Source organism: Rhodococcus ruber (genome assembly GCF_016804345.1).
In the GTDB taxonomy this organism is placed as follows: domain Bacteria; phylum Actinomycetota; class Actinomycetes; order Mycobacteriales; family Mycobacteriaceae; genus Rhodococcus; species Rhodococcus ruber.
This window is the reverse complement of the sequence record NZ_CP044211.1, coordinates 2,126,731-2,146,360: the sequence shown is the minus strand read 5'-3', so window position 1 is coordinate 2,146,360 and position 19,630 is coordinate 2,126,731. Positions and strand designations below refer to the sequence as shown.

Below are 19,630 nucleotides of genomic sequence, written 5' to 3'. Positions count from 1 at the left end.
TTCGCCACCATTCAGTCACGGGCGACGTCGGCGGCCCCACGCCCGTCGACATCCCCCTTCACTTCGCTTCTCGGATGTACGTCACGCCGAAGGCCCTGACCTGACGGAACTCCTGGCGGGTACTACCGAAATCGAACCAACCGCCTTCTTGTTTTTGAAAGATGTCGAGGCCGCGACCGAGGTTGATTCGCCATCCATTGTCCGTGCGGATCCAGCGATCGTGACCACCAGGATCTTTGGCCACCTCAACCTTGATGCCCTGTTGGTCAGCACCCTGAACGATCTGGTTGAGCATCTGCAACTGCTTCTTCTGGTACTCCAAATCGGATTCGAGGAGGGTGAACAGTTTGAACGTCACTTCGTCGGCGGGGTCTTTGGCCGAGGCGATCAGGGCCAGTAACTCGACAAGGTTCCGCCCTTGGTGGCTCATCCGGATGTACGGGTCGTGCAACTCGATTTCGGTCGCCCCACGTAGGTATGGCATGAGGAGGGTTTCGTAGGAAATGCCGCGTTGATTCTCGACGAAGTCCCGCTGCCCCTGGAACAACTCCTCTTTAACCGGAGCCGGAACAAGGGCGGCTTCCGAGCCGGCTGCAACCGGCGTGGGATCAAACGAAACGTCGAGCTCGTCGTCCCCCGCAGCACCGGGGCGGCCTCGGTGATAATGCCGAGGGTATTCGTCCTCTTCTAGAGTCGTGACGGCCGTCCACTCACCCGCGAGTGACTTGTAACCGAACTTCACCGCAGCCATGGTGTCGTCCATGCGCAGGATCTGGTCTTTGACGCGCTTGCGGCCCTCGATCGCGAAACGCAGAACCTCCTCAATTTCCTCGGCGGTGGCCTGCTCGTGCGGGTAGAGCAGCTTCATCAGGCCGGAGAAGGTCTTGTGGATTCCGTCGCGGTCGCGGGTGGAAATGTCCGAGCCCAGTGTGAAGTACCGCTGGTAGCGGTCGGAGTAGTCGAGATTTCTCATCGATTTGAGAACTTCGGCGATGTAGTCGACGACGAACCCGTAACCGCTGGAAAACATCTCGCCACGGATCGTGTCGACCTCCCAGCCAGGGATGTAGAAGTGCAACCGGTCGAGGTAAGCCGAGTCGTGGTAACTCTCGGGGAGTTCGTCGAAGAGATCGGAGTGCTTGAGCATGTACGGCACGGTGTGTGAGGTGTTGCCGACAAACACCATCGATGCCTCCGCGCCAAGCGTCTCGACACCGCGAGAGAACGACTTGTTCGCCATGTAGTTTTTCATGATGTCGACCAGCGCCTTGTCGGTGCGCTTCTTCTTACCGGCAAACTCATCGAACGCGACGACGTCCCAATAGCCGACGAGACCGATCTTCCCATTGGCGTTGTTCACGAAGAGTTTCGGCACGGTGATCTCGCCGCCCGAGATCAACATGCCGTGGGGCGAGAACTCAGAGTAGATGTGCGATTTTCCGGTGCCCTTCGGGCCCAGTTCGACGAGATTGTAGTTGCGTTCCACAAACGGGATCAGCCGGATTAACTGAAGCAACTTCGCGCGTCGCCCGAACAGCTCGGGGTTGAAGCCGATCGACTGGATCAGCAGGTCGATCCACTCGTCGGTGGTGAACTCGGCCCGAGCGTTGAGGTAACCGGCGTAGTCGAAGCTCGACATCTGGATCGGCTGCAGTCGACTCAGAATCCACGGCACCACACGAGCGTCGTCGCTGTGGTAGTACTCGATGTCGCACAGGCACCATACCCCGCCCACCAGCAGTTTCTGGTTCGCGTTTACCGTGCTCGGTTCCACGAGCACTCCGTTGATGCCGAGATTCGCGAACGATGCCTGATAGACATCGTCCTTCTCGTTCAGCGTCACGCTGACCCGGTCGATGATCCGAAAGCGACCCTTTTCCCGGATCTTCGACTTCACCAGCTCCGACTCATTGCGGTGCACGTAGTGCTCGGCGAGAATCCGGCGCACTTTCTCGATGCCCTCCTGGATCGTCGCCTCGTCGTCGGTCGCAGCGAACTGGCCGAGCAGGTACTCCAGGACGTAGGAAGGCACTATCGCGTTACCTTTGACGGTCTTGACGAGATCCTTGCGCACCACCGCTCCCGGGAAGTGCGCGTTGATCTTGCGATCCAACACCGTCGGTTCGGCCACGGCATCCGCGAGGCTCTCATCGGGCGCCTGTTCGATGAGGGCCGCTTCAGTCAGGTCGATGTGGTCGCTCATCAGAAATCCCATCCGTCGTCACTGGCGAAAGCACGTTTGATCGTGTACGGCGCGCTCTTGTACTTCTTCCACTGGTCGGTGCCCTCGATCGGCTCGGAGAGCCGGAATTCGACGCCGTGGTTATTAGCCGCGTCCGCATCCTTACTGAGAAGCAGTGTCACGCTTTGGAATCGGTCGCGCCCCGCATCGCTGCTCGAGTCGAAGATCATCTCCTGCTCGTCGGAGATCAGCGTGTTTTCGAAGTAGAGACCGGCACGCAGTCGCCGTGCGGGCTTGTGCGGCTCCACCCTGGCCGACTGATACAGCTTGACGACGATCTGCCCTGTCGTGATCCGATCCGACTCGGGGTGGATGTCGACGTTCACCGGTTCGACCGTGTCGCTGCGGCTCTTGTTGATCTGGATCACCGGCACCACGATCTCCTGCAGCGAGGCGCCGCCGTGTACGAACTGGTATCCGGCTCCGGGCTGCACGATCCGCTGGATCGAGTTCGGGATCTGCACTTCCAGGTCGCTCGACAGTCCCACCTGCCCAGGCTGGAACGTCGTGAACGCTGCGTCCCTCTTCAAGCCTCGCCCCAGTACGTAGCGGCGCGTCGACTTCACGATCTGCTCACCTTGCGGTTTCACCGTGAGGTTGAACTGCTCGGCGAGTTTGGAACGCTGGTAGAGGAACCCGTGATCGGCGGTGACGATGATGTTCGTCGCGTTCGCGCTCGCGAGTTTCTTGACGATGTCGATCAGTTCGCGGACCGCGTCCGCTGCTGCCGTGAAGGTTCGGCGCTCGGACACAGCTTTGTCGCCGGTCGCGTCGATCGTGTCGTGGTAGACATACAGCACTTGATTAGACGAGTACAGGTTGCGGCGTTCGGCCGGCTTCATCTCGATGAAGTCGGCCGCCTGGATCGCTGTGCCGCCGACTGCGCCGAGAATCTTGCTGCGTTTCGCAGTGTCGTCGGACTTCTGCCCGTCCACCAGCACCGGATCGCCTTCGGACGAATGCGCCAGGGTGGTATGTGGGAGCAACGCTGCCATCCCTAATTGCGTGTACGAGGGCAGCACCCCAAGCATGGCGTCGATGGAAGCGGAGAATTTGTTCTCGCCGCGGATCGTGGTCGTCAGCTCGTCGGCGATCTCGTAGCGAAGTGCATCTGAGACAATCACCACGGCTTTCTTGCGGCCTGTGAGTGTCGGGGCAACGTAATGGTCGTAGAACGACGTTTGCGAAGTCATGCCGATGGTGCTCCACTGCGCGACCGTATCGACTTGCTGTTGCCACGCCGCTCCGAGCGGAGCGAGAAAATCAGTGACATAGGCGTTCTCGACGAGGTCGGCCAGTGCCTCGATCGGCTGCTTGAACTCAGCCGTCAGATACGCCTGGGTGAACTGTCGATAGCGCTGGTCGATGCGGAACCATTCGTCGCGATACCGCATCAGCCCCTCTTCGAAGCCACTGATGTGAAACACGGCGTTCCGGATCGCCGGAATCAGCTCGGCTGCGGCGCTCAACCCCTCGTACAGGGTCGCGTAGTCGTCAAACCAGAAGCTGTCGCGGCGTCTGGCGCTAATCGTATCGGCGATGTCGCGGTACGGCATCGTCTGCGCGCTGATCCCTTCCACCAGCCGCCGGATCACCTCACGCTCACTCGCCTCGAAGACATCTACACCTCTCAATGTCTCCCAATCAAGTTCACCGACGTGATCGGCGTAGTCGAGGTTACCTTCGACAGTGCGGGCCAGCGACTTCATCGCTGCGCTGCTGCGCTTGGAGTCGCGGAAACCGCGGAAGTCGAGCGCCAGATTCCGTACCTTGTTCGATTCGGTGACGTCGAATCTGTCGAGGGCGCGCTGGAACATCCACAGCACAAACCCTGCGACCGTCGGCGCCTGCGACGTGAACCCGTAGATGTTGGCAGCTCCGGCCCAGTAGAAATCTGCGAGGCCGTGGGAGGTGAGCGCATCGAATCCGGTGGTTTCGCCACCTGCGTACTGCATCAGCAACGTGCGGGTGAGTTCGGAGAAGCTGTGCTCCCTCTGGTTCAGAAGCACAGCGCACATCTGCGCCTGCACCACCGTCAAGTCGTCGCCGATCAGCGGTAGCGCTTTGAGCCTTGTCACTAGCTTCGCATCGTCGAAGAACGACGGATAACGGGCGATCAATTCATCGGAGCCCGGCGCGCTCAGCCCGAGGTCGGCCCGCATCAGTTCGCTACGGTCGGCGGTGAACACCGGGCCGTAGGCCAACTCGATATCGAGAAGCCAGTTTTCGACGCCCTCGGGCACATTACCGGATCGGTAGATCAAGAACTTGGACGTCGGTTGTTCGCGCAATACCCGATGCTTAATCGCGAACTCGTCGTCGGCGACCCGCAGCACTGTCACGTCGGCCGGTAATTGCGTTTCGAGCTCGGCCACGTAACTGCCGTCGGGGTCGTGCCACACGACGATGCGCTTGGAGTCGAAGCGATCCGCGAGGTGGCCGGCGATTGTGGGGGGCTTACTCATTCATCGTCCTTGTTGTTACGGGCCGGACCGAGTGTGCGGCGTGCGACTCGTTCTCTCGCAGCACGATAGATTTGCGTGATCCGCTGTTGCGGCTCTTCCCTCGGTGGCAGCGACGTCCAATGCTCGCCCACGACAATGCCATCTTTGTGTATCTCCAGCGGTTCGGTCTGCTTCCGACTTCGAAGGCCCATTCGTTATCGACCTCGAGGAGAAACGTTTCCATTTCGCGAATGAACTCGCCACCGAGGTCACACTCCGTATGGGCGTCCTTGAGACCGAAGAAGTCCAAAGAGTACGGACCGCTGAACGTGTCCGGCGGCACCGTGGATCCACCGGGGGTCGGTGCGTTCGGGATGACGCGACGCTCGAAACCCTGCCACCGGATCAGCTCACGCTGTGTGCGGAGGCTGAGCCGAGCATCGAGCGTCTGCTGGATGCCGAAGGCTCGTGTGGCCTTTTGCTCCACCGCGATGAGTGCCATGAAATGGCTCCAGCTCAATTGTCGTGACAGCGTCACGACAATCTCTTGGGCATACTCGGCTCGCCGCTCTGCGAGGACCTCGGTGTCGATGAAATTCTCGATCTTCCAGTTCATCAGAGTAAGCGCCGCATTCTCCTTCGTGGCAACGGCTGGGCGGGTCTGCTCGATCAGCCTCGAGACCCGACCAAACAGGTCACCTACGTCGTCCGTTCGACCCATTTCAGCCATGCGACTACCACACCGTGCCGTCGGAGGTGCGCGGCTGGATCTGCACGCCGTTGCAGGACTGGTAGGCGATGGTCTCACCGTCACCCATCGCTGGCCTCCAGACCAGCGATCTTCTTCACCGCCGGGTAGAACTTCGGGTAGTTCACCTTGACACCATCGTCGAGGTCGATCTTGACCTGTTGGGTGGCAAGCGGATAGAGCACGTCGTGCTCGTAGTCACGCAGTTCGGCGAGCACCTTGCGCAGCCGGTCGGCTTCCTTCTGATCCTTCGCCGATGTGCCGCCTGCTGCTGCCACTTCGGCCCGTTCGAGTGCTTTCTGCAGCTTGTTCTCGTACTCGCGCAGGTACTCGTTGAGTACGGTCGAGACTGTCGACGGCGTATAGCGATGCAGGTAGATCAACGCGTTGAAAGAGCCCTTAGGACTGGAGAACATCCAGTAGATGGGGCGCTTCTTGTAACGCTGAACATGATCGTCGTAGAACTTCGACCTACCCGACTTCGTGATGAAATAATCGCGCAGCGTCTTGACGCCCAGCGATTCTTCTATGAACCTCAGGTTCGCCTCGAAGTGCTCCGTGCCGAATGCAACCTTCAGAAACTTCCGAAACTGCTCGACGACATCGTCTTCGAACCAGCCGTCATCGACGAACGGGATTACGTTGTCGGCGTCCGGTATGAACGTAACGTCGCTGGTTGCGCCCGTTCCATCGCTCGTTGAGTCGGTCGAACGCACCTTTGCGAGGTAGTCCTGGAGCGTCGCACCCTGATCGGCAAGGATCAGACCCGGCTCATCGAGACTGTAACGACCGAACATGCAGCCGACGGCGTATGAGACGAACTCTCCGACCGCATCCCTACTACTCAACGCCTGGTACTCATCAGCACTCTTCCCAGGTCCATACTCCAGCACGACGTTGGCAAAAATAATCGCTCGTCGACCTTCGGCTCCTCGTTGCACCTCCGGTACGTCCGCTGCAGACCACAAAAGACGGTCGATTGCCCTCTCGGTCTCGCTTAGCATTCGGGTTGTGTTGAGGTTCGAAACGAACAGCTTGTTGGTCGATTCATCCAGTCTACTCATCCCAGCGGAAATCAATGGGTTGGTCTGGAACCCCAGAGAGCATTCATGGGAGTCCCAGTCTCGGGCCGCAAGATCAACGGCCGTCTGACCGAGTTTTTCAATGCGATCTGCATGATCTGCATCAAGCTCAAGTACAGGAATCTGTTTGACTTCTCGAAGTTGAAGATTAAGGGTCGGGTTGAGCGTGTCTAGAACCAACCGCGTGAAATCGCTATTCGCGATTGCTAACGCCCGATAAATGGACACCTTGCTTGGGTAAAATGCCGGACCCCCCATATCAAAGGCGGCACCCGGAGGGAGGACCCGAAATGTGTTGGTCCCAGAAGTAAGCATCGAGTACGTGACTCCGACTGGCGAATCTGGACTGCGTTTCATCAAGCTAGAACTCGAGTTTTCTTTGTAAAATCGACGCGCATTTGGTGACCAGTCGACCACGTCGTACATCAGTCCGTACCAACGGCGCCCTCCCCCACCCTTCGCGTATGGAACCCACCGAGAGTTGGTGCCAACGTCTCCTAACGATACCTCCCACCAACGGCGAACATAAGTGTTGTTGTCTCCCGTCTTGTGAGGGGAAGTTGGAAATGAGACCACGTCTCCAAGACGCTTCGACCCCACCATTGCTGTAAGGACCTGCGGCGGCAACCAGTACGCGATCGGAGTGCCGGGAAGCTTGGCAAATTCCGACGCCGCTATTCTGTACAAATATCGCTCCATGCCTCCGCTTTTCCCGTCGGTACGCTGTAAGCGATCAGCCTGGATAATTTCGAAAGCCTTCGGCCCCTGAACAGCAGGTCCCACAAAGTCCGAGAGGCGGACGAAGGCCCCGATCTGATCCGACCGCCCGCGTCGCAGAACGTAGGCGCAGACCGGAACCGTCGCGCCGTCGAATCCCGAATACTCAAGCTGAATTAGGCTCAAGATCGTCTCGTCGCGAATAACGCGTTTCCGAAGACCTTCGTAACTTGCGATAAACATCCAGACGAATGGTGTCATCAGCCCGGAATAGCCACCCACTGGCAGGAAATCCAAGCATCGCTCGATGAACATCGCGAAGAGGTCGGACTTGCTATTCGAAAAATTTTCCTTGGCGAACGCTGCGAAGCACGCGTCCATGTTCTTGCCGCCCATGTACGGGGGGTTCGCCGTGACCACCGAGTACTGTCGACTCAACACGTCCGCCTGCGCGACAGCCTGGCGTGCACGGTTCAAGGTGTCATAATAGAAGCTCTCCTCCAGGTCTGTTAACTCCTCCAATGCCGCGGCCGCTCGCTTGGTTGCGTCTGGGTCCGGCTGGATCAGCGAACCTAGGGTGTCTGCATCACGGAACTGATTCCAGAACGCTTCTTCTGCATCGCGGTCCCCGTCCTTCGTGATGAGCAAGTCCAGTTCATCAGAGGTAAACAAGAGCGGTTCGATCACCCAGATCTGTGGCTGGCTCCGATGCTCAACCCCCGAGCGAGTGAAGAAGCGGCGGTCCATTGCACGGGCCTTCATAGTGAGCGCGAACGAGGCGAGCGCCCCGGCACGGGGGTCTATCTCGGCGCCGTGGAGGTTATGGGTAAGGATCAGGCTCGGAATCTCCGACGGCGCGTACCCCTCCTCCTCATAGATCGCGTAGAGAAGGTCGAAGGCGTAGGTGAGCATGTGGCCCGATCCGCAGGCCGGGTCGATCACCGTCAACTCTTCCGGCCCAGAAACCTTCAGAAAATCGGTCTCCTCGCCGATCGGTGCGATGTAATAGTCCATCCGGTCGACCAGTCGCGAGGCCGGCCGATTGAGCATCCAGAGTCGTCCGAGTGAGTTCTCCAGGAGGTAGCGGACGATCCAGTGCGGCGTGAAGAGCTGCGTGGCGGCGGGGATCTCGTCGACCCCAGCCTTCTTGCCCTTCTTGAACCCGGCGAAAACTTCGGCTTTCCGCTCGGAAATGTAGAACTGGTAGAGCCAGCCGATCACCTCGACGTCATTACAGACATCCTCGGTGAGCACGTCGCGAGCACGGGACAGCAGCGCTCCATCGGCGAGCAAACCTGCGGGTACAAGCAACTCGGTGTAAGCGCCCTCGGCCTCGAACATGAACGGCATCGTCTTGTACCAATGTCGGCAGTACTCGGTGAGTAGGAGCGCATAGGCCTCACCCTCGGCGTCGGTGCTGCGGCGGGTGCCGTCCAGCAGACCGATGATCGCCTTGCGAGCGCCGGCATTGGTGACGACCTCGGTGTCGACGTCGCCGCGCTTCGCGTCGGCCAAGATCTCAGGCTGGCCGTGAGCCTGGCCCGATGCTGGCGAGACGACCCCGGCGTCGGTGTAGCCGCGGGCGTCCATGAAGCGCAACGCGATGAGACGGTTGAACCAGGTATAGGCGACCCTGTCGATCACGTGCTCGCGACCGTGGTCGGAGATCTCCGCCTCCAGAAGGCGCACAGTCTCGCCGCGCTCACTGCGCGCGACGGACCCGGTGGCGAGCACCGCAGACATCCGTGCCTCGACGGCAACAATCAGTTCGCGTCGAGCAGCTTTCGCGAAGCTCTCCAGTGGCTTGGTGTCCATGCTGCGTCCTTAAACCTGTCTTTGAAGAGGCCCGGGCCTGCTAGAGAGTGATGCGCTTGTTGTCGTTGATCGTCGCGAGCAATGCCGCGCGAAGCTGATCCAGATAGGCGTCGACCTGTGCCTCGGTTTCGAGCACGCCGCCAGCTCCCGGCAGCGAAAGCTTCTTGATCGAAATGCTTTGCTTCACCGGAGCCGCCGGTTTGGCCGGAACCTGCGTTTCACCGTCGTCTGAGTCCTCCGACTCCGTAACCGGCGTGGGTTTCGCTGCTTCGAGCTCGTCGAGGATCGCGGGATAGACCGTGTCGTCGAATTGCGCGGCAAGGTGACGAATCGTGGGGATCTGCGTCTCCTGCCGGACGCGCGCCAGCATCTGCTCCGCCTGGCGGGTGACCGACTGACGAGCCGCCTCCGACGCGGCCGCATACGCCGCGCTGACCGGAACCTGCTTCCAGTAGTCGTCGATCTTGGCCGACGCTGCGGTCCGCTCAGCAGCAATCACGCTATCGAGTTGCTCCCGCACAGCCGTGACCGCACTGCCGAGCTTCATGGTCTTGTTGCCTCGGAAGATCTGGGCATCTTCGAGTGCGGTCTCGATCCCGTCGGCGACTCCGGCGGGTAGGTAGGCGATATTGGTGCTGTTCGTCTGCATGAACGAACGGGCCTCGTCGTAGATGCTGCGCTGATTGCCATTGAGGAAAGCTTTGATCGGATCGATCACATTGTCCTTGGCATCAAGCAGCTCGTCGGCACCGGAAAAATGCTCGACGAACCAGGCCGCCGGATGGCTGCTCAGCTCCGTGAGTAGCCCGATTGGTTCGTCGAGCTGGTCGATGAACGGATAGGCGGCAGCGCCCGAGCGCAGTGCCTTCAGCTCGGCGAGTTTGGCTTCGAGATGTTCCTTGCCGACGCGGCCGAGTTGGGCGGCATCCTTCGTGACGCCGCCATCGTCGGTGAAGTCGACGACGAACTTGCGGAACAGGTTCACGATCTTCTGGTCATAGACGCGTTGCGGGGCGACGACCAATTTTGGATAGCGCTGAGTGTTGCGGAGCGCACCGGTGATTTCCGTCCGGGCGAGAGTTTTGCCGTCGACCTGGATCTCGATCTTCGTCTGTCCTGCGAGATAGGCAACCACGGCGGCAATGGACCACTGGTCCCAGCCGTACGGCTTGGTGGTGTAACGCTCGATGAGTTGCTTCATCGTGACCATCTCGTGCCGCTTACCGCGCATCTCCAGATGCCCGAGCAGGTCTCCTGCGGGGACATCCAGAGTATTGCCGACCTCTTCGAAGATGCCATCGGCCGGGTTCACCAGCCCGCTCAGGCTCTGCTCGCTGAACGTTTTGCCGCCGAGCATCCTGAGGTTGGTGTAGGTCGCGGCGATGACCCTGTCGAAGCCATCGTTGATCCGAGTCTGCGCATCCGTAGCGGTCACGTCGAGGACTCCGGCGTTGTGGATCAGGGTCGACGCCCCGACGGCCGTCCGGAGACGTTCGACGATCTCCTTCTCCCGCTCGGCATTCTGGGAACCCTTCTCGCCGAGGATCCGGGTCTCGACCGCCGTGCGGCTGGACCCCTGAGCACGCTTGACGTACTTCTCCGTCTTCAGGAGCAAGCGCAGATCGGCGAGGATCCGGTTCGCTTCCGCCGGGAGCACCACGCGGAGTTCGTCGTACCCGGAGCTCTGCATCTTGATCTGCTCAAGATTGAAATCCGTCTCGGGGCTGATGAAGTGCAGCGACAACTCGTGCTGCTTGCCGTAGGGGACACCGTCGAGTTTGTAGCCGAACGGGAAGTTCTGGCCGTTCTTTCCGATAGCCTTCGTTGTCTTCACAACCGACTCGGCGAGCAGCTTGTTCAGTTTCGAGGACACCTCGGAGCTGTCGATGTCGACGTCTTTGATCTCCTGCTCGATCTTCTGTTCTTCGTTGGTCAGGTAGTCATACAGATCGCCATTGCGCTGAATGTAGGTCTGCGCCTCAAGTGTGTTCAGCGCCTCGATGACGTCCTTCCCCAGCTGGGTCAGATCGGTGCCGAAGCGGTCGTAGACCAGCACAGTGAGGTTGCGGGGCGTGGCTTTGAAGCTGTCGACGTACTTCACGAGGAACAGCGCTTTGAGCAGCCGGACCGCGAGCGGGCTGAGCTTGCCGCTGTCGCGGGCGTTCTCGGCGTTGATGATCGCGCGCTGATTCGCGGACTTCAGCGATGCCCGGATGCCCTCGAACATCTGGTCAAAGGACGCGAGGGTGCCGAGCGGTTGGTCGGCGAGACCGGTGGCGACTTCCTGGACGACGCCGAGCATCGAGCGCTCGCCGACTGAGCTGTTGCGGCCCTCGAAGAGGTTGTGGTCGCTGATCGACTCGATCGCGGCCTGGAACAACGGAAACTGGTAGCTCACGAACGGGTACGTGCCGACGAAGTGCTTCTCGTCGCGGTAATTCGGATAATGGCGGCCTTCGACGAAATCGAACAGGGTCTTAAAGTTCGCGTGCTGCGCGTTGTAGATCGCCTCGACCTGGGTGCTTGCGCCATTGGTCTTGGCCAGGAGGCGCTTGCGGATGACCTCTTCGACGTCCTGGCTAGTGAGTTTGAGCCGGTTCTTGAAGCGCGCCTGGATCTTGGAGAAGTCGTTGGCTTGCTGCTTGGTGCGGTCGCCCCCGACCTTCTCCATGTCCTCCTGGGAGGTCACGAAGATCCATGCCCGCCCCTGGCACTTGGTGGCAAGTGATTCCGCGATGGTCTGGAGGTTCAGCATGAGGTGGGTGTTGGTGCCGATGAATTGGCCGACCTCATCGACTAGGAAGTTCAATCGGTAACCGTCAGGTTGTCGGCCGAGCCAAGCAGCGACCTCGTCGGCGAAGTCTTCGATCGAGACCGAGTAGTTCGCGCTGTACTGACGAATGATGCCGGGGCTCTCGGAGCCGTTGACCTCGGCGAAGGCCTTGTCGATGTTGCCTGCTTCGAGCGCCGCCTGTTCGCGTCCTTGGGTCCACGGGATTCCCGCAATCCTCTCGAAGGATTCCCGGAAGGCGACGTACTGGCCACGGGAGTCCAGGTCGCGCTCGAAGCGAGCGATGTGGCCTTGGTTGCCGTAGTAGCCACGGGACTCGTCGAAGATCTTCACGAACACCTTCAGCAGGGCGTCGTTCTGGTCCTTCGAGATCAGGGTGGCCTTCTGATCGATGTTGAACAGCAGGCTCTTCGCTTCGATTCGCTCGGCCTTGTCGATCAACGCCGGCAGGAACGCGTCGTCGGTCTTCGCCCGGAACTGAGCGCAGACCTCGGCGCGCGGGTAGTCGTGGCCGTCGATGTCGCCGAGCAGGTGGGCCAGCATCTTCAGCAGGTGCGACTTACCGGAGCCGAAGAAGCCCGAGATCCATACGCCGTTGGCGTTCGTGTAGTTCGTGTACGCCTCCAGTACCTGCTCGACACCCTTGGCGGCCTCGTTGGTGAGGACGTACTCCTCCACCTCGGTCGCTAGTTGGGAAGTGTCGTCGGCCTTGATGACACCCTCGATCGAGCGGTCGATCGGTTTCGCGAAGATCTCATGGATCGCGGTCATGCTCATGCCTCCTGCTCAAGAATGTCCTTGGCCCGGTAATAGCTGTCACTCGCGCCAAGGTTCAATGCGCGAAGCTGGTGTCCGGCCGACTGAGTGAACTCGTACGTCCCCGGGAACCACACCAACATCGGGCGACCCACCACCACACTCTGCAAGTTTTCCAGCACTGTGTGCGTGCGGATAAATGGAAACACCTCACCGATGCCGGTGAGGAAGACCACAGTTGTGCTGGGCTCGTTTCCTGGCCCGGCGTCGAGCCGGGCGCGGATCGCCGGCGCGAGATGGTCATGCGGGTCGAGCATGCCCTGAAGCATCTCGCGAAAGTCCGTCTTGTCCATCGTCGGCTCCGCTCGGAGAACGCGGTCCCAGACGCCCCGGTCGGTGAGGAGCTCGACGGCGAGATCGTAGAGGTTAATCTCGACCACGTTGATGCCGTCGTCGCTCTGGAGCTTCGTGGTGACCCGGTCGCGCATGTCATCGACGTCGAGGGCCCAAGCAGGCGGGAAATGATAGATGAAGAAGGGGACTTCCTTGGAGAGACCCTCCATCCTCAAGAACCGGTCGCTACGCAATACGTCATACACGTGCTTCTCTTCGTGAGTGAGGTTTCGCTGGGCTGTTCTCATCGCTGCACCTGGTCGCCTGAAAGTGTGAAGGGTGTGGTTGTCGGGAAGAATCGGAGGTCGCTAGGTGTGCGGCGATCCAGCATCTCGGCGACGCGCTCGGAAATCACGGCGGGGATGATGTTGCCCGCGTCGGTACGCAGACCTGCCTCACGGAGCATCTGGAACAGCGCCTGCCGGAGCCTCTGTCGCGTCGACGGCTTCAAACCGTCGAGCTCGGGATGCCACAGGCTCTTACCCGTGACGAACCGGTCGAAGTCGTCGGCGTCGAGCATGGGCGTCATCAGAAGGAATCGTTCACGCAGCACCTCTTCGGCAAAGTCCCCGATCAGCGCGTAGCGGCGGCAGACCGCGGCCCACATCAGGTGATGCTGCTCCGTAGGGCTGCCCTCGACAAGCAGTTCGATCTCGTCATCGTCGAGCGCCGCGAGTCGCTGAATTGTCTCGCGGGAGACCCTGATGAGTGATGAAGTGGTGCGGGCCTGCAGAACGTTGTCGCCAACAACTCGGTCACGGGTTACCTGCCAGTCACGAGTGGCGAGGTAGATCGCTGCGACGGATTCACCCTCGCGGGCCAGGAGGCCGCCACTGGTGAACGACAATGCATAGTGCGATCGCGCTTCGTCAGTCACGTGGCACAAGGCCTCCCTTCATGGGTCTTGACAGTACTGAGGCTATCGGGAATTTATGACAATTCTGGCAGCCGATCCGTCGGCTGAGATTTGCAGCCCCGCTGAGGGTCCAGTCGTCGACTTCGTTGCCGCGACACTCTCAGCACTTACCCAACAGAGTGCGCATCACGTGTTATTGGCGAGCTGGTACAGCCGTGCTTCGGTCGCCTCGGCCGACGCGCTGGAGATGCGGGCCAGGCGTGCAGAATGTCGTTGCTAGCACGGCTTGTTTGTTCTCGCCGCACCTCCCCCCTTGGCACATCCCCGCGCCCACTGTCACCGCCTTTCGCCTCCGGCGAGGACCGGAGCAGGGATGCACGACTCGATCCGCATGTGCGACGGCACGATGCCCTTCCCCACCGCGGCGCTGACGTCCGTCTTGGTCAGAACAGGGAGCTCGCGCGCGGTGATGCGTGGCATGCGCCGGTCGCTGTCGCCACCTTCGAGCATCAGCACGTCCGTGACGGCGGCGGTGAGGTTGAGCGAGGGGCGTGCGCCGAGCTGGACGAGACGGGAACGCATGAGCACGGCGTCGAGGTGGGTGCCGCCGAGGAGCAACACCCGCCGACCCTGCCACAACTTCGGCTTCTGACCCGTGAGCATCCGCTCCGGCAGGCTCGGAACAACGGACTCAGCAGTCGTCACCTGCGGCGGAGGTTCGATCACCGGCTCGGCAGGGGGCGCGGCCACCTCGACCACCGGACGCGTCTTCGGTTCGCCGGGCAACACCCGGGTAAGCATCTCCTCGAGCTGCTGCTCGGTGATGACGGGGATGCCCTCGGCCATCGCCTTGCGGATCTTGCCCGTCTGCACCCCGGGTTCGTTGCACACGACCACGCTCGTCTGGCGGCTGACGGAGTTCATCACGTCGAGGCCGGCGTCGGTCATCCGGCCGGCGAGCGGGACCCGCGGCGTCGTGGTGTGGCCGGTGATCACCACCTTCATTCCCTGCACCAGACCGACGTCCAGCGACAGCCGTCCGGGATTCTTCCACTCGCACGGCACGCGCGGCACGGAGTCCGGGTAGGCGGACCTGCGGCTGAGGCAATCGACGACCGGCAGCGGGAGCTGCAGGCTCTCGGCGAGCGAGGCGCTGCGCACGAAGACCTCGCTGAGGACGCGGGCGTCGTCGTAGGCGTCGTGCTCGAGCAACTGCTGGACCTGCCAGTGCGCGGCCAGGGTGGAGAGCTTGTGATCGGCCACGTCCAGCTCGAGCCGCCTCGACAGGGCGAGAGTGCACAGCCGGTGTTTGACCGGGATCTCGGCTCCAGCGCGCCGAAACTCGGCGTCGAGGAATCCGTAGTCGAAGGCCGCGTTGTGGGCGACGATCGTCCCGCCGGACAGCACCTCGGCGAGCTCACCGGCGATCTGCTCGAAGCGCGGGGCACCGGCGAGCCGTTCGCGCGTCAACCGGTGCACGTGAACCGGGCCGGGGTCGCAACCCGGATCGACGAGGGTCGAGTACTCCTGTTCGACGCGGCCGTCCTCCCGCAACACCAGCGCGGCGACGCTGAGCACCCGATGTGCATAGGCGCGCAGGCCGGAGGTCTCGACGTCGACGACCACCCAGCGATGACCCTTCGGCAGCGTCCGCGAACCCGACGCGTGCGACTGCGTGTCGATCACCTGCACCTGCTCTACCTCCGAGTGTTCTGCTGCCGGCCCCACCGGCACTCGAACATAGTGACTGATGCTCACGACACCGCCGACCGCGCCACGCCGAGCGCGCCTGCCTCCGACCCGTGCCGGGCAGTAACGTGCCAGCCATGGCACAGCCACTCGAAGGCAAGATCGCCCTGGTCGCCGGGGCCACCCGCGGAGCCGGCCGCGGCACTGCCATCGCTCTCGGCGAGGCCGGCGCGACGGTCTACTGCACCGGCCGCAGCACCCGCGAGCGGCGCTCGGAGTACGACCGGCCGGAGACCATCGAGGAGACCGCCGAGCTGGTGACGGCCGCGGGCGGGGTCGGCATTCCTGTCGCCGTCGACCACCTCGATCCCGAGCAGGTGCGACGGCTCGTGCAGCGCATCGACGACGAGCAGGGCCGCCTCGACGTCCTCGTCAACGACATCTGGGGCGGTGAGAAGCTCATCGAGTGGGAGACGCCGTTGTGGGAGCACGATCTCGCGGGCGGACTGCGGATGGTGCATCTCTCGGTCGATACGCACCTGATCACCAGCCACTTCGCGCTGCCACTGCTGATCCGGAACCCGGGTGGGATCGTCGTCGAGATGACCGACGGCACAGCCGAGTACAACGCGAAGAACTTCCGGCTCTCGGTGTTCTACGACCTGGTCAAGTCCGCGATGCTCCGGCTTGCGTTCTCCCAGGCGAAGGAGCTGGCGCCGCACGGGTGCACCGCCGTCGCGCTGACGCCCGGGTGGATGCGGTCGGAGATGATGCTCGAGCACTTCGGGGTCACGGAGGAGAACTGGCGCGAGGCCACCGTGGCACATTTCGTCGCGATATCGGAGTCGCCACGGTTCGTCGGGCGGGCGGTCGCGGCGCTGGCCGCGGATCCGGACGTGCACCGCCGCAACGGCGACTCGTTCTCGTCGGGCGGGCTGGCGCGCGAGTACGGCTTCACCGACGTCGACGGGGCGCAGCCGGACTGCTGGCGGTACATGGTGGAGGTTCAAGATCCGGGTCTGCCCGCGGATGCGACCGGGTATCGGTGACTGCGACACGCCGACAGAGCGACTACTGCTCGCCCACAACGTATTCCATACAATCAAAACGAATCGATTGACGCGTCGGCGGCACGGTGCCACCATGTGTCATCGCCTCACACCCGCGAGCGCCACAATTGAAGAAGGCCCGCCAGGAGCGGCAACTCCCGACGGGCCGGATGTCCGACTGGTTAGGAGTCGAACGTGGGTAACAATACCCTCGTCGGAGGCGTGCGCCGTGCGCCGCGCCCGACGAGCAACTACACCGTCGTCCGCAACGAGACGATCGGCAACAAGGACCTCTCCTTTCGCGCCCGCGCGGTCTTGATCTGGCTGCTGTCGAAGCCGGCCGACTGGCGCATCCGCTCCGACGCGATCGCCGCGGAATCACCGTCCGAAGGTCGTGACGCCATCCGGTCCGCGATGCGGGAACTGGCTGCGCACGGTCACCTCGTCACCGAGCGTCGCCAGAACGAGCACGGCCAGTGGATCACCGTCCAGACCGTCTACGAAGTACCGGTCCGGCCCGAGCCGGGGCCTGGAAATCCGAACCCCGGCGAGCCGGACACCGGAGAACCCGGCGCTGAACAAAGGACTGAAGACCAAGACACTGAAACAAACCCCTCCCCGGCCGCCGAGCCGACGGCACCACCCGCGCGGCCACAAGGGGTGAGCAGCATTCCGCAGAAGAAGCAGATCGCCGAGCTCGCGACCGCATGCCGCGCCGCCGGCCTGACGGCGACGTTCGACTATCTGCCCGCCGCCGCGCGCTCCCAGATCGCCGCGCTGATCGACTCCCACGGAATACCCCGCCTGGTCACGGCTGCACGATCGGTCCATCGACCGAACAATCCGACGCGCTTCGCGCACGCATGGATCCCGCTGTGGCAATCGCTCCCCCAGCCGCGGCCCACGCTGCCGCCCCGATGCGGCCGGTGCGACGAGTACGGCTGGCTGCCCGACGACGATCGGGGCCGCGCCGTGCGCTGTCCGTGCCGTCGCTTCGACGCGCCCGACCGCCCGGTCGCTGCGTGAGCACCCGTCGGTGGCGAACCGGTAGCATCGGCGAGAACTGTGCCATGCCCACCGAATCGAGGTCGGACGTCCATGTCCCGTAAGCGCTCCGGGTCGAGTCGCGGATCATCACCTCGTAAGCCACTTCCCGACAATGTCGTGTCGTTGGCCGCGCGCCGGCGCCGGGCGGACACACCGATCGAGCAGTACCGCTCACTGGCACCGGAGTTCGCCGCATGGCTGATGGAGAACGCTGGGTGCTCGGCGAATCAGGCGGAGGACTTCGTTGTCAGCGTCGCGCACGCGATCGACGCGCTCTCGGGTGCGGATTCCGGGTTTGCGACCACAGCATGGCGGAGCCGCGACGTGGACCACCTTCTCGAGCGGGTGCTGACGAGTGAACTGGTCGAGGACGACGACGAGACGCGGGCGCACATCGCCGGAGACGCCGCCGTGTTCTTGCAGTTCCTCTCGGCGACAAACCGGTGGACCGGCCAGGACGAAGACCTCGGGTACGCCCTGTCCACGCTCACGTCGTACATCGAATCGAGGCTCGCGTCTCTTCCACCCACCGAGGTCGACGAACCACCGGTCGAGCCCGAGGTCGAACGTGCCGCCTTGACGGTCGTACCGGTCGTCGCACGGCTCGACGCCCTGCTCGGCTGGATCGGTGAGCGCCGGCCCGTGACCGCGACCGGAGCGCTGAAGCGTGCCCTGGTCATGGAGGCCTTCGACGCTGTCGGCGGCAAGCGCGAGGATCTGGCACCGCGCAAGGTCCAGTCGATGTGGGACCTTCCCGTGCTGGAACAGACCTGGGTCGTTGCAGCCATGGTGGACTTGATCTCGATCGGAAAGACCGTCGCCAAGCCCGGTCCTGCCGCGCCGGTGTGGCGGGAGCCGGACCGGAATCCGGACGAGTACCTCGCCCTGTGCCGGGACGCGGTGACGCATTCCCTCATCGTCGCCCTCGGCCGGCGCGGCGAGGGGCGCCTCGAGGCGTTCCATTCCGCCCTCGACGAGGCGACCGCCGTCGTCCTGTCCGCCGGCCTCGGTGAGCACCCGCTGCCGTCCGACCCCGAGGAACGCCTGCACGCGCTGCCCGTGCTGTTCCCCGGCATGCCGGTCGGACCGAGCTTTCTCGGCAGCATGCTCGTCGACCGCCTCGAGGAATTCGTCGCCGACGGCATCCTCGACGACGCGGACGGCTACCGCGTGCCGACACCGCTCCGTCCTGCCGTGCGGGCCGCCGTGCGTATTCTGCTCGGCGACACGGCACCCGTCGCCCTCCATCCGCCCGCGCGGTGCACCCTGCGAATCTCGTTGCGCGACAGCGAGCCCCCGGTATGGCGACGGGTGGTGGTCGACAACTCCCTAAGCCTGCTGCATCTGCACTTCGTCATCCAGAGCTGCTTCGCCTGGGAGGACTACCACCTGCACCAGTTCACCAAGGGCGAGCCGTTCACCCGTGGTCGCGTGTACGTGCCCGACGATCAGGTCGACGACGAGCTCGCGAACGGATTCAGCGACGTCGTCGACGAGGGCACGGTGACCATCGGGACGGCGCTGCCCGAAGCTGGAGCGACCCTGACCTACCTGTACGACTACGGCGACGGGTGGACGCACGACATCGTCGTCGAGTCCGTCGCCGACTTCGACGCCGAGGCGCCGCGCGCTGCCTGCGTCGACGGGCACGGCCTGGCGCCGGCCGAGGACTCCGGCGGGACGTGGGGCTGGACGGACATGCTCGCCGCAGCCGACGACCCGGCCCACGAGCGACACGACGAGGTGCGGCAGTGGCTGGGACTGCGGCCGGGCGAGCGTGTCGACTCGGAGTGGTTCGACGCGGACGAGGTCAACGGTCAGTTGCGCTCATTGTTCGGATAGCTACAGGGCGCGGCTATCGCGACTGTGGAACCTGATCAACGGGATTGCATCCGGACTCGCATCCGACCCGTGCGAATCTGCCGCCAGTGACGGCGTCGAGTTGCGCAGAAGGCTGACCTCTCTGCGCCGGGTACCGGCAGTGATTGCAGTGCATCCCGC

The 19,630-nt window shown here is 62.6% G+C and carries 11 protein-coding genes; 3 read left to right on the top strand and 8 right to left on the bottom strand.

The window, feature by feature from the left end; genetic code table 11:
* Positions 1-58: 58 nt before the first annotated feature.
* The 8 genes from brxL to F1734_RS10010 form a co-directional block, all read right to left on the bottom strand.
* Entirely contained in the window at positions 59-2,203 is a 2,145-nt protein-coding gene (gene brxL, locus F1734_RS10045) for a BREX system Lon protease-like protein BrxL (RefSeq protein WP_203011589.1), read from the bottom strand.
* On the bottom strand, positions 2,203-4,707 hold the full coding sequence (gene pglZ, locus F1734_RS10040) for a BREX-1 system phosphatase PglZ type A (RefSeq protein ID WP_203011588.1): 2,505 nt from the start codon (positions 4,705-4,707) through the stop codon (positions 2,203-2,205). Before pglZ ends, brxL begins: the two co-directional genes overlap by 1 nt.
* Positions 4,700-5,416 (bottom strand): hypothetical protein, encoded by a 717-nt coding sequence (locus tag F1734_RS10035; RefSeq protein ID WP_203011587.1) that lies wholly within the window; start codon positions 5,414-5,416, stop codon positions 4,700-4,702. Before F1734_RS10035 ends, pglZ begins: the two co-directional genes overlap by 8 nt.
* An 80-nt stretch (positions 5,417-5,496) precedes the next feature.
* Positions 5,497-9,048, bottom strand: coding sequence for a BREX-1 system adenine-specific DNA-methyltransferase PglX (gene pglX, locus F1734_RS10030; protein ID WP_203011586.1), 3,552 nt, complete (start codon positions 9,046-9,048; stop codon positions 5,497-5,499).
* Positions 9,049-9,088: 40 nt separating this feature from the next.
* Positions 9,089-12,616, bottom strand: a complete 3,528-nt coding sequence (gene brxC, locus F1734_RS10025) for a BREX system P-loop protein BrxC (protein ID WP_238424144.1) — start codon at positions 12,614-12,616, stop codon at positions 9,089-9,091.
* Positions 12,613-13,236 carry a DUF1788 domain-containing protein gene (locus tag F1734_RS10020; protein WP_203011585.1) on the bottom strand — a complete coding sequence of 208 codons (624 nt, stop codon included), beginning with the start codon at positions 13,234-13,236 and terminating at the stop codon, positions 12,613-12,615. Before F1734_RS10020 ends, brxC begins: the two co-directional genes overlap by 4 nt.
* Complete coding sequence (locus tag F1734_RS10015; protein ID WP_203011584.1) at positions 13,233-13,865, bottom strand: DUF1819 family protein; 633 nt, start codon at positions 13,863-13,865, stop codon at positions 13,233-13,235. Before F1734_RS10015 ends, F1734_RS10020 begins: the two co-directional genes overlap by 4 nt.
* A gap of 315 nt (positions 13,866-14,180) precedes the next feature.
* Positions 14,181-15,536, bottom strand: a complete 1,356-nt coding sequence (locus F1734_RS10010) for an exonuclease domain-containing protein (RefSeq protein ID WP_420803906.1) — start codon at positions 15,534-15,536, stop codon at positions 14,181-14,183.
* Positions 15,537-15,670: 134 nt separating this feature from the next.
* Here F1734_RS10010 and F1734_RS10005 point away from each other — a divergent pair, with 134 nt between their 5' ends.
* The 3 genes from F1734_RS10005 (at position 15,671) to F1734_RS09995 (ending at position 19,471) form a co-directional block, all read left to right on the top strand.
* The gene (locus F1734_RS10005) at positions 15,671-16,582 is read left to right on the top strand and encodes an SDR family oxidoreductase (RefSeq protein WP_203011583.1); all 912 of its coding nucleotides are present in this window, start codon (positions 15,671-15,673) and stop codon (positions 16,580-16,582) included.
* A 222-nt stretch (positions 16,583-16,804) separates the two neighbouring features.
* Complete coding sequence (locus F1734_RS10000) at positions 16,805-17,608, top strand: replication protein (RefSeq protein ID WP_203011582.1); 804 nt, start codon at positions 16,805-16,807, stop codon at positions 17,606-17,608.
* 138 nt (positions 17,609-17,746) lie between these two features.
* The gene (locus tag F1734_RS09995) at positions 17,747-19,471 is read left to right on the top strand and encodes a plasmid pRiA4b ORF-3 family protein (RefSeq protein WP_238424138.1); all 1,725 of its coding nucleotides are present in this window, start codon (positions 17,747-17,749) and stop codon (positions 19,469-19,471) included.
* Positions 19,472-19,630 lie beyond the last annotated feature (159 nt).

Excerpts from the sequence above, each read along its gene's own strand:
- brxL (WP_203011589.1), bottom strand. The coding sequence starts at position 2,203 with ATGAGCGACCACATCGACCTGACTGAAGCGGCCCTCATCGAACAGGCG.
- pglZ (WP_203011588.1), bottom strand. The coding sequence starts at position 4,707 with ATGAGTAAGCCCCCCACAATCGCCGGCCACCTCGCGGATCGCTTCGAC.
- F1734_RS10035 (WP_203011587.1), bottom strand. The coding sequence starts at position 5,416 with ATGGCTGAAATGGGTCGAACGGACGACGTAGGTGACCTGTTTGGTCGG.
- pglX (WP_203011586.1), bottom strand. The coding sequence starts at position 9,048 with ATGGACACCAAGCCACTGGAGAGCTTCGCGAAAGCTGCTCGACGCGAA.
- brxC (WP_238424144.1), bottom strand. The coding sequence starts at position 12,616 with ATGAGCATGACCGCGATCCATGAGATCTTCGCGAAACCGATCGACCGC.
- F1734_RS10020 (WP_203011585.1), bottom strand. The coding sequence starts at position 13,236 with ATGAGAACAGCCCAGCGAAACCTCACTCACGAAGAGAAGCACGTGTAT.
- F1734_RS10005 (WP_203011583.1), top strand. The coding sequence starts at position 15,671 with ATGGCACAGCCACTCGAAGGCAAGATCGCCCTGGTCGCCGGGGCCACC.